Genomic DNA, 11,775 nt, shown 5'->3' with positions numbered 1-11,775 from the left:
ACGCATTGGTCGAAAATACTTCACGGCCTATTCGGCTATTTTCGGACCGTCGTCAATCATGCGGCCTCACCGAGAGTTAAATTAACTCTTGGGTTGCGGCACCACGGCCAGGACGAAGCCTTGCTTTCCGGAGCCGGTCGATCAGGAGATAGATCACCGGCGTGGTGTAGAGGGTGAGGATCTGCGACACGAACAGGCCGCCGATGATGGTGATGCCGAGCGGCCGGCGCAGCTCGGTGCCGGGGCCGGTGGCAATGACCAGCGGGATGCCGGCGAACAGGGCCGCCATCGTCGTCATCAGGATCGGACGGAAGCGCGCCCGGCAGGCCTCGAAGATCGCATCGCACGACGCCAGGCCCTGATGCCGCTCGGCCTCGAGCGCGAAGTCGACCATCATGATGCCGTTCTTCTTGACGATGCCGATCAACAGGATGATGCCGACAAAGGCGATCACCGTCAGCGGCGTGTTGGTGATCTGGAGCGCGAGCAAGGCGCCGAGGCCGGCCGACGGCAGCGTCGAGATGATCGTGATCGGATGCGCCAGGCTCTCATAGAGCACGCCGAGCACGATATACATCGCGACCAGCGCGCCGAGGATCAGGAGCGGCTGCCGGCCGCTGGTCTTGTTGAAATCGCCGGCATTGCCGTCGAAGCTGCCGCGAATGCCTTCGGGCATGTGCAACTCGTTGACCGCCTGCTGGACGTTCGTGGTTGCGACCTCGAGCGGGATGTCTGGCAGCAGATTGAACGAGACGGTGGTCGACGGCATCGACTGCGTATGAGTCACCTGAAGCGACAGCAGGCTGCGTTCGTAATGCGCCACGGCGGAGAGAGGAACTTGGGCATCATTGGATCCCGCTACGTAGACATGCGCCAGGTTCGATGGGTCGTTCTGGAATTTAGGATCGGTCTCGAGCACCACCATGTACTGGTTGCGCTGGGTGTAGACGATCGAGATCTGCCGTTGCGCGAAGGCGTTGTTGAGCGCGTTATCGATGTCCTGCACACGGACACCGAGGCTGGAGGCGATCTTGCGGTCGATCACGAGATTGAGCTGCAACCCGCCATGATCGCGGTCGGAGGAAATATCGGTGATGCCCTCCACCGTCTCCATGCGCTTGGCCACGATCGGCGCCCATTTTTGCAACAGCTCGAGATCGGTGCTCTGCAGCGTGTACTGATAGTCGGAGTTGCTTTGTCGGCCGCCGGCGCGGATATCCTGGGCTGCGACCATGTAGAATCTTACGCCGGCAACCGTACTCAGACGATTGCGCAGGCGATCAATAACCGACGTAGTTGACAACCCATCCCGCTCGGACGACGGCTTCAGGCTTACGAACATCAACCCGCGGTTGACCGTCATGCTGCCAAGAATCGAACCAACGTCGGAAACCGCCGGATCAGCTCCCACGATGCCCGCAACTTGTTGCTGGAGGGCGACCATCGCCTCGAACGATGTGTCGGCTGATGCCACGGTTGCGCCGACGATCAGGCCGCTGTCGTCGGTCGGGAAATAGCCCTTCGGCGTCTTGACATAGAGCACGACCGTCAGCGTGACGGTCGCGAAGAACACGATCAGCGTCAGGACGGGATAGCCGAGCACGATCCGCAGCGTCGCGGCATAGAACGCCACCACCCGCGACAGCGTGCCCTCGATGGCGCGGTCGTACCAGGTGGCGTGATCGGAGGTCGTCTCCTTGATGTAGTGCGCACAGATCATCGGCGTGATCGTCAGCGACACCACGGTCGAGACCGCGATCGCGAACACCAGCGTCAACGAGAACTCGCGCAGCAGCCGGCCGACGATCCCGTCCATGAAGATCAGCGGCGTGAAGGCTGCGATCAGCGACAGCGAGATCGACAGCACCGTGAAGCCGATGTGCTTGGCGCCCTCGACCGCGGCCGGATATGGCGCCATGCCCTGCTCGAGGTTGCGGTACATGTTCTCGATCATGACGATGGCGTCGTCGACCACGAAGCCGACCGAGATCGCGAGCGCCATCAGCGACAGATTGTCGATCGAGAAGCCGGCGAGCCACATCCCGGCGCAGGTGCCGGCCAGCGCCAGCGGCACCGAGACGCCGGCGGCGATCGTCGGCACGATCCGGCGCAGGAACACGAACACCACGACCATGACCAGCACGGCGGTCGCCAGCAGCGTGAACTGCATGTCCTCGACGCTGGCGCGGATGGTTCCGGTGCGGTCGACCAGGGTCGAGATCTCGACGCCGGCCGGGATCCACTTCTTCAGTTCCGGCAACAGTTTGCGAACTCCGTCGACGGTGTCGATGACGTTGGCGTCGCCCTGCTTGGTGATCTGGATCAGCACCGCCGGCTGCTTGTTGAACCAGGCGATCGAGCGCGAATTGCGCACGGAATCCTCGACTTCGGCGACGTCGGACAGCCGCACGAAATTGCCGTTCGAGCTCTTGATGACGATGTCGCGGAACTCGGCCGCGGTGCGCATCTGCTTGTTGATCGAGAGCGTCTCGCTCTGCCGGTCGCCGTTGAAGATGCCGACCGGGCCGAGCGGATTGGCGTTGATGATCGCAGTGCGGACGTCGTCGGTCGCGATCCCGGCATTGGCCAGCGACACCGGATTGAGCGCGATCCGCACCGCCGGCTGGTCGGCGCCGCTGACCGTGACCTCGCCGACCCCCGGCACCTGCGAGATGCGCTGCGCCAGCACGGTGTCGGCGACATCGTACATCGCGCTGGTCGAGATCGTCTTCGAGGTCAGCGCCAGCACGAACACCGGCGCCGCGGCCGGATTGGACTTGCGGAACTTGGGCAGCGACGGCAGGTCGCTCGGCAGGTCGGCGAGCGAGGCGTTGATCGCGGCCTGCACGTCGCGCGCGGCGCGGTCGATGTCGCGGCCGATCGCGAACTGCACCTGGATGCTGGTCGAGCCGAGCGAGCTCGTCGAGGTGATCTGGTCGACGCCCGAGATGGTGCCGAGCTTGCGCTCAAGCGGCGCTGCAACGGTGGCGGCCATCACGGAAGGATCGGCGCCGGGCCGCGATGCCGACACCCGGATCATCGGGAAGTCGACATTGGGGACCGACGACACCGGAAGGAATCCGTAGGCCACGGTGCCGACCAGGAACAGCCCGATCGCAAGCAAGGTGGTGCCCACCGGCCTGCGGATAAACGGCTCCGAGATCGAGATCATGGCTAGATCAAACCCGGTCCAAATCTAGTGGACGTAGGCAGGTCGATAACCAATTTGGTCCTGCCCTAGCGGCTGCGGATACCCCCGAAAAATACGGGGCCAAGTTTGGAATTAATGATCCAGCATAGCGCTCCGGCAATATTAATCAAAACCAAACGAGGCCTTCATGTTACAATAAATGCCGAGAACAACTCATCTTTTCGTAGCCGATGCGCCATTTTTACCAATTCAGTTACTTGAAATTGACTGCTTTCGCAGCGGTTCCATCAAATCAACTCTTTGGAGAGAACTCGCCGCCACGATCGTCCGCAGAAATTCACGAAGATGAATTCTGGAGACGGGGTCGTGTCGGTATCAACATGGAAGCGAAGACTATCGTCGGATCGTGCGACAGCAACGCGTATCGCAAGACGCGCCGACGCAGGATACACCCTGCTCGAGCTGCTCGTCGTGATGGGGATCATCGCAATTCTGACGGCCGTCGCGACGCCGCAGCTGATGGGATATTTCGGCAAGGCCAAGGTTCAGTCGGTGCAGCTGCAGATCGAGAACATCAATACCGCGCTCGAGATGTACTACATGGAAAACGGCGCCTATCCGAGCGCGAGCGCCGGCTTGAAGGCGCTGGTCGAGGCGCCCTCCGACGCGCCGCGGTGGAATGGTCCCTACCTGAAGAAGGCAAAGAACCTGCTGGATCCGTGGGGGCGGCCTTACCAATACGTCTATCCGACGGCGAGCGGCGAATACGAGGTGTACTCGCTCGGGGCGAGCGGGAAGGCCGCTTCGGCGTCGACGGGCGGCGGCAACGTCTCAAGGGGAAGCTAGCGGAAATTCGTGCTGGTCGCGTCACGACTGATCGTGGCGCAGCGTCTATGAAGGTTAGCAATCGCAGCCAAGGCTTGATCACATGACTTCAATCGATCGTAGAACTTTCCTGCAAGGCGTTAGCACGGCAACTCTGTCTACCATGCTGCCGACGACAAGCTGGGCCGCGGCTCCTCCGCCCCGGGCAGCGGTCGCTGCCGCAGCGGCTCCGTCGGCGCTCGGCAGCTTCGTGGCGCCCAAGTTCAATAGCGGCCGATCGCAGGTGAACCTGAATTTCCTGCAAATCGGCGGAGACTATCCGTTCTTGAATTGCTTGAAGACCGCGCAGTCTTGGAGCCTTATCGACAACAGCGGTCCGCCAGATCCGTCCACATTGGACAGTGATGGCTATCCAATCTCCATCTCACATGGTGGAGTTTACACGGTTTTCTTTGTACCTTCGCAGGTGGCGCGTCCGGGCAACTACGTTATTACGTGGAGCGGGAACGGGACAATCTTTTGTGGAATGAGCAACACGCCGGTCAGCGGAAGCAAGACTAGCACTGGCGGCGCTGGACGGTACGTATTCTCAACGAGCGACTCTCGCTTCGCTGTTGGAATCAGCGCCATCGGAAGCCCGCGCATCACAAACCTGCAGGTATTCCACGCTAGCGACGAGGCCGCCCTAACCGCCGGGCTGGTCTTTGGCACCAAGTTCAAGCAAAGGCTTGTGGAGGCCAACTTTGGAGTCGTTCGTTTCCTCAACTGGCAAAATGGCAATACCACGAATGTCACAACATGGGCGACGAGGAAGCCGGTCACGTATGTGTTCTATTCGGGGTCTGAATTCAGGGGTACCCTTTACGCGGGACTGACGACCAATGTCGGTACCGCCTATTCGGCGCAACTTCCGGGTTTCAAACTCGTAGACAAGGCGACAATCATCGTCAGGTTCAACGCCAGCAGCACCGCAGCATCCACGTTGAACGTCAGTGGAACGGGAGCGATCCCTATCCTGAATTCCTACTCCAACCCGCTCTCGGCAGGGAGCAATTCGTATCCGGTGGGAGCCACGTGGCAGAGCATCGCCACACTCGTTTACGACGCAACCCTGAATGCATGGATTAAGCAGGGAGGCGATGCTGCGATGGGCAGTGTTGGTCTCGCCAACGGTTGTCCGCCTGAACTGATGGTACGCCTTTGTGCCGAGATTGGAGCGCATCCGCACTTCGTGACGCCACCTCTCGCGATTGACCCGGCTACTGACTACATGTCCAGCCTTGCTGCATACTGTCGCGACAACGCGCCGTCCTGGATGGTGCCCCGTTTCGAGGGGCCGAACGAACTCTGGAACACGGCCGGCGGCTTCTTCCAGACTACCTACGCGCAAGCCAAGGCCGTGGCTTATGGCTGGGGTGCTGATTACCACAATTGGTATGGTAAGGTGATGTCCGTACTCGGTCAGACGATTAGCAGCGTCTACGCCGGTAACAGGGCCAAGTATCAGGTTCTTTGTGGCGTTCAAACCGCTTCGGGCGTAAGTGCTTCGGGGACGACCGCGAGCGATCCACGATTGGCTTCAACAAAATATGTAGCTCAAGCTGTGCCACCTCAACTGCCCTTTACGAAGACGCCGGCCGCGAATTGGGTGACGCATATCTGTTGCGCACAATACTTTTCGCCGTCGGAGTACGGGACAGCGCAAGAGATCGCAGATGCGGCTGCCTACGCAGTAGCATCGCCGGCTCTGCAAGCTTCAATTGCAGCTGCGTACGCGAGCACAGCCAATAGCGGTTCCGGTGCTTACACGCTCCTGAAGAGCGGTCAGTTCTACGCGAACTGGAAGGCCTGGGCGATCAAATTTGGCGTTCAGAACATGTGCGGCTACGAGGGGGGTACTCTCCCGATTATACTGGTGGAGGGAAGTCGCAGGTTGATCTGTTGCGAGCGGCCTCGAAACAAGCTCCGTCCCTAAATGGAGCGCTCACTTCCAATTATAACAGTTTTGTAGGTCTGAGCGGAAACGGCTTCACTGCTGAATTTCCGTCGTGTTTTCAGTTCTCCGGCCAGGCGCCATCGAACAACGCATGGTCCATTCTCGAGGACATTTATCAATCGCAAACGCCGCCACAATGGAGCGCAATAGTCGCGTTCAACACCGTGGCGGCCAAGTAAAAATCAGCATCCGCGGTGGCGTCATGTTCTGCACCAAAGAAACCAAGACTAGCCTATAGGACGCAGTACGAATAATATTGATTAGTGGTGCTTCCGGAAACGGCCAGAAATAATGATAGGGAATTGGTTTGCCGCGTTCGCTATTCTTGCGTGGCCAGTCGTTGCGATTGCCCTGTACCGATTGCGGCCTGTGGGCGAGGCTACGTTGTGGACCGTTCTCGGGGCCCTTCTACTGTTGCCATCGCAGACCGCGATCAAGATTCCGATGATACCAGCGATCGACAAGAATTCGATCGCGAGTCTTTCAGCACTGGTCGGATATGTTGTTCATGCGCCGACGCAGAAGAAAGTCGGTATCTGGCCCGGTGTTCTCGGACTGCTCGTGGCCGCCTATATATTTTCTCCTATCGTTACCTCGGTCCTGAACAACGATACCATCGTTGTCGGTGATCTTGTGCTGCCAGGTGTGGGCTACTACGACGGCATTTCGGCGTTGCTTAGTCAGTCTATCTTATTTCTTCCATTCTTCATCGGTCGATCGGTTCTAAGAGGGCCAGACGACGGTGTGGTCGTATTACGGGTCCTCGCCTTGGCAGGCTTATTCTACACTTTGCCGATGTTGTTCGAAGTTCGCATGAGTCCGCAACTCTCAAACTGGATTTACGGATTTTTTCCCTCAACGTTCGCAAGTGAGGGGCGTTACGGCGGCTTTCGACCAGTTGTTTTCATGATCAACGGTCTCAGCGCGGCCTTCTTTCTATCGACGGCATTTGTTGCAGCCATTGGCCTGTGGCGAGCTAAGATCAACTTAGTCAGACTCCCGCCGCTTGCCGTCAATGGTTATCTCGGTGTGGTGGTTCTGCTCTGCAAGTCCGCCGGCGCGTTGGTCTATACAGTTGTCGGCGGTGCCCTCGTTGGGTGGATGAGCCCGAAGATGCAGTTGAGGATAGCAGTCGTCGTCGTCAGCATCGGCTTAGTGTATCCGCTGCTTCGGGCTGGAGACTATTTTCCGACAGAGCATCTGGTGGATGTCGCGGAGGCCTTCAACAAAGATCGGGCCGCGTCGCTCAGCGTCAGATTTAGCCAAGAGCAAAAGCTTCTGGAGCATGCTTCGGAGCGGTACTGGTTTGGCTGGGGGAGATATGGCCGCAGCAGGGTCTACGAGGAATCGGGTAAAGATTCGACTCTAACAGACGGATTGTGGATCATAACGTTGGGCCAGTTCGGGCTCATCGGATTCCTGGCTCAGTTTGGCTTGCTCGCTCTTCCGGTTTTTGCCGCTGCAGCAAGCTTTAGATTCATTGACTCTCAACGCGACATGATAGTGCTTTGTGCACTGGCGTTAATTGTTGCCTTCACTGTGATAGAACAGCTGCCGAATGCCTCGATCAGTGCGTGGAGTTGGTTGACGGCGGGAGCGCTTCTCGGCCGGTGCGAGAACATTCGGCGGAAGGCGAGGAAGAGGCCAGTCCCTTCGGAGCGTTCGAATACGATGTCGAATAGTAGCTACGCCCGATCGTTCGATGCGAACCGATGATAAGCAATAATCGAAGCATAAATCGTTTGGGCCCCGACTGTTGGGCAATACTCACTCGACCTGGAACCAGCGGCGGCCTAGACAATGCATCTTGCAGCTCAATCTGCTAACGAAGACGACCGACCTAAAGTGACGTCGACGCACATGAATGTCGCAGATCAAGTTTCGCTTCGGCAGCGAGTAATTCGGGCTGGGCTTTGGAGCTTGGCTGGCTTCGGCCTGAATTATTTGATCCGCTTCGGAAGCAATCTCCTGATGACGCGGCTGCTGATGCCGGAAATGTTCGGCCTTATGTCGATAGCAACGACAGTTATGATCGGGCTAACGATGTTTTCCGACGTTGGACTGAAGCAATTCATAGTCCAGCACAGCCGGGGAAATGAATCGGCTTATCTGAACACTGCGTGGATAGTTCAAATCCTGAGGGGCGTATTGCTATGGTTTTTAGCGGTGTGCCTGAGCCTGATGATCGCGGTCTTGGCACGCAACGGAGTGTTCTCTCAACAGAGCGTCTATGCGTCGCCGAGTCTTCCTCCAGTAATTGCGGTGTTGTCGCTATCGGCGGTCGTCAGCGGATTTGCTTCAACCAAGTTGCTTGAGGCCAGCAGAGGGCTGTCGTTGGGGTCAGTCACCCAGATCGAAATCGCCGCGCAGTTCGTTGGTCTGATCTCGATGATCTTGCTGTCTCTGGTCGATCGATCGGTTTGGGTACTTGTTGTCGGCAGTCTTTGCTCGAATCTGGCAAGGGCCATACTCAGTCATCTTTGGTTGCCTGGCATCGCCAACCGGTGGGAATGGAATAGTTCGGCTGCCCGAGAGATCGTCCGGGTTGGCAAATGGATATTTGTTGCTTCGATCCTCGGCTTTCTGGTCAATAGTGGGGATCAGCTGCTGTTAGCTGGTCTCGTAGATTCGACTACGTTGGGGCTGTACGTAGTGGCCAGTTTGTACGTCGGCTCGATCGATGGCGTGATTTCGAAGTTGATGGGCGACGTATCCTTTCCAGCCTTCAGCGAGGTCGTGCGCGAACGGCGGGGCGACCTCAGACGCAGCTATTATCAGTTTCATCGGATCATCGCCATCATCGCCTACGGTTCGTCGGGATTCTTGATGGCATTCGGTCACTCGTTGATTGGCTTGCTCTATGATCCTCGCTACGCGGCGGCCGGGTACATGCTGCAGATCACCGCGGCAATTCTGCTGACTGTTCCATTTCGTCTAGCGACGCAGACGTTCCTGGCGTTGGGGAGGCCGGAAATCCAATCGCACGTGGTCTCCATCAGATTGGCGTCGCTAGTTCTGTTTGCGCCGTTGGGATTCCATTTTTATGGTCTGACGGGCGCCTTGGTTGGGATTGTCTTCAGTCACTTTTCCTACATCCCGCTGATCGTCTTGATCTGCCCCCTTTGAAGTGGTCCTCCCTGAAGTATGGTTTTGCGGTGGAGGATAGGATCGATGGCAAGGAAGAGGCATACAGCTGAAGAGATCGTTGCGAAGCTTCGACAGGTTGATGTGCTGATGGCACAGGGTCGGCAGGTGGCAGACGCAGTCCGAGCGATAGGCGTGACGGAAGTCACCTATTATCGATGGCGCAATGAGTATGGCGGCCTGAAGGGCGATCAGGTGAAGCGGCTGAAGGAACTGGAGACCGAGAACAATCGTCTCCGGCGAGCGGTGTCGGATCTGACGCTGGACAAGCTGATCCTGGCTGAGGCCGCAAAGGGAAACTTCTAAGCCCCTCCCGACGCCGAGCGTGCGTCGATCATGTAACAGCTGAGCTTGACATCTCCGAGAGACGGGCGTGCCAGGTTCTGGGTCAACATCGATCGACGCAGCGCAAGATCCCAACGACACCCGATGATGAGGCGACTTTGACTGCCGACATCATCGAGCTTGCTCGTCAATATGGTCGCTACGGATATCGCCGGATTACGGCGTTGCTTCGCAGGGCCGGCTGGACGGTGAACAAGAAGCGTGTCGAGCGGATCTGGCGACGTGAGGGGCTGAAGGTCCCTGCCAAACAGCCTAAACGTGGGCGTCTGTGGCTAAATGACGGATCGTGCATCCGTCTGCGGCCGGAGCGGCCCAACCATGTCTGGTCTTATGACTTCGTCGCCGACCGCACCCACGATGGCAAGGCGTTCCGGATGCTGTGCGTCATCGACGAGTTCAGCCGTGAGAGCCTGGCCATCCGTGTCGCACGCAGGCTGAGAGCGACTGACGTGATTGAGGCCCTTTGCGAGCTGTTCGTCTCGCGGGGCATTCCAACACACATCAGATCGGACAACGGACCTGAGTTTGTCGCCGAAGCACTTCGGGACTGGATCGCGGCTGTCGGAGCAAAGACTGCATATATCGAACCGGGCAGCCCCTGGGAGAACGGCTATTGCGAGAGCTTCAACGGTAAGCTGCGAGACGAACTGCTGAACGGCGAGATCTTCTACACATTGAAGGAAGCGCAGATCGTCATTGAAAACTGGCGACACCACTACAACACGGTGCGTCCGCACTCATCGCTGGGATATCGACCACCGGCACCCGAGGCTCTCGTTTGGCCAGCACCAAAGGAGGTAGTCAAAATGCAATCTCTAAACTAACATTCCAATCGGACCACTCAGTGGGGGCCGGTCAGTTTGAAAGCCCAATTCACGGAGCGTGATCCGTGCGGCGGCGCAGCACTGGACCAAATAAATCGCTGCACAGGGAACAAATAAATCAAAGTCCGGTGATTAATTAATAATAAACCAGCTTCCTCAATGGTTAACGACTCATTGAAGATTGACGGTTTAACTGATTGCTAATATTAAAACGAATGTGGCGAGAGTCGCCATTGGAGTGCCCCCGATGTCGTTGAAATCCTGTCTGCTTGTCTCGTGCGTCGCGCTCGCGTTCGGTACGACGTCGGCATCTGCCGGTCTCGTTCCCGTGACCAGCTACGACATGAACAACGGCAACGGCGCGACCCAGTTCACGGGCGGCAACAACTATTTCGATTTCAGCTACACCAACAGCACGACCCACACCGTCGATCCGAATGCGAGCAAGAACGGCTCGAATCAGGCGGTCCCGAACAATGCTGCGCCGAAGGATGCGCCGCTGTCGGGTGGGACCGGAATTCTGACCGACGGCACCATCGCGACGCAGGTCTACTCGCTGGTCACCAGCAGCACCGGCACGATCGCAAGCGGCCCGTTCGCCGGACAGCCGACCCAGTATGTCGGCTGGAAGTACCAGGACCCCACGATCATTTTCCATCTGACGCCGGGTCAGAGCGTGAGCTCGATCAACATCTTTGCCGCGGCGAATAACCCTGCGATCGGCGATCTCAACGGACTGGTGGCAGCGCCGACAGCGGTCAAGATGCTTGTGAACGGCGTTTTGGTGAGTACCACTTTCTCGATGACGTCGGTCAACGCCAACACCGCCGAGATCACGCTCACCGGATTCGGCTCGATCTCGTCGGACTCGATCTTCTCGCTGCAGTTCTTCCGCGGTTCGCTTCAGCAGGACGGCATCGATTACTACAACAACCACGTGAAGGGCTATAATCCGGCCAATCCGTACGATTCGTCCAATTGCGTCGGTTTCTGCGATCCGGACTCCGGACCCTACAGCAGCGGCTTCCGCACCGAGGCGGCTCTCGGACAGACCGGCAATTTGCTGCCGGGTTCCGGCCTTGAGCCGTGGATCTTGTTGAGCGAAGTCCAATTCTTCTCGACGGCCGTGCCCGAGCCTTCCACCTGGATCATGATGATCGCCGGTTTCGCCGCACTGGGCTTCGTTTCCTGGAAGCGGAAAGCCCGTCCTGCGCTGGCTGCGGCCTAGCTGAATCTCAAACGCACCACGTGCGAATGTCCGCGATGCTTAGCCTTCGGCAATCATGCCGAAGGCTTTTGTTTGAGCTAGTCTGGGCGGCGGGAGTGGCTTGAGACGGCGTGCGATCTATCGCTGGGCAATTTGCAGCCGAGGCGTCAGGTTCTGAACCCCGGGAATTCCCCGCTGCCGGGCCTTCGCTGGGCCACGACGATCTTCGAGGACCGTCGCCAAGCCAAACGCGCCGAGCGCGCACCACGACCATGACGACGGC

7 protein-coding genes are annotated in these 11,775 nt (G+C 58.3%); 6 read left to right on the top strand and 1 reads right to left on the bottom strand.

The features are described from left to right. Positions 1-76: 76 nt before the first annotated feature. Positions 77-3,172 carry an efflux RND transporter permease subunit gene (locus CWS35_RS36050; RefSeq protein WP_100955783.1) on the bottom strand — a complete coding sequence of 1,032 codons (3,096 nt, stop codon included), beginning with the start codon at positions 3,170-3,172 and terminating at the stop codon, positions 77-79. Positions 3,173-3,496: 324 nt separating this feature from the next. Between CWS35_RS36050 and gspG the strand changes: the two genes are divergently transcribed. From gspG to CWS35_RS36015, 6 genes are all read left to right on the top strand, one after another. Beyond that, on the top strand, positions 3,497-3,997 hold the full coding sequence (gene gspG, locus CWS35_RS36045; protein WP_100955782.1) for a type II secretion system major pseudopilin GspG: 501 nt from the start codon (positions 3,497-3,499) through the stop codon (positions 3,995-3,997). An 82-nt stretch (positions 3,998-4,079) separates the two neighbouring features. Beyond that, positions 4,080-5,951: a hypothetical protein gene (locus CWS35_RS36040; protein WP_157817331.1), complete on the top strand. Its 1,872-nt coding sequence runs from the start codon at positions 4,080-4,082 to the stop codon at positions 5,949-5,951. Between the two features lie 405 nt (positions 5,952-6,356). Beyond that, the gene (locus CWS35_RS36035) at positions 6,357-7,688 is read left to right on the top strand and encodes an O-antigen ligase (protein ID WP_145987147.1); all 1,332 of its coding nucleotides are present in this window, start codon (positions 6,357-6,359) and stop codon (positions 7,686-7,688) included. Positions 7,689-7,892: 204 nt separating this feature from the next. Continuing rightward, positions 7,893-9,098 (top strand): oligosaccharide flippase family protein, encoded by a 1,206-nt coding sequence (locus tag CWS35_RS36030; protein ID WP_157817330.1) that lies wholly within the window; start codon positions 7,893-7,895, stop codon positions 9,096-9,098. Positions 9,099-9,143: 45 nt separating this feature from the next. Continuing rightward, a protein-coding gene (locus CWS35_RS36020; protein ID WP_100554962.1) for an IS3 family transposase occupies positions 9,144-10,285 on the top strand; the annotation gives its coding sequence in 2 pieces (ribosomal slippage) (positions 9,144-9,408 and positions 9,408-10,285; 1,143 coding nt in all). A 247-nt stretch (positions 10,286-10,532) separates the two neighbouring features. After that, complete coding sequence (locus CWS35_RS36015; RefSeq protein ID WP_100955779.1) at positions 10,533-11,513, top strand: PEP-CTERM sorting domain-containing protein; 981 nt, start codon at positions 10,533-10,535, stop codon at positions 11,511-11,513. Positions 11,514-11,775 lie beyond the last annotated feature (262 nt).

The organism is Bradyrhizobium sp. SK17 (genome assembly GCF_002831585.1).
Taxonomy (GTDB): Bacteria; Pseudomonadota; Alphaproteobacteria; order Rhizobiales; family Xanthobacteraceae; genus Bradyrhizobium.
This window is presented reverse-complemented; position numbering and strand designations above follow the sequence as displayed.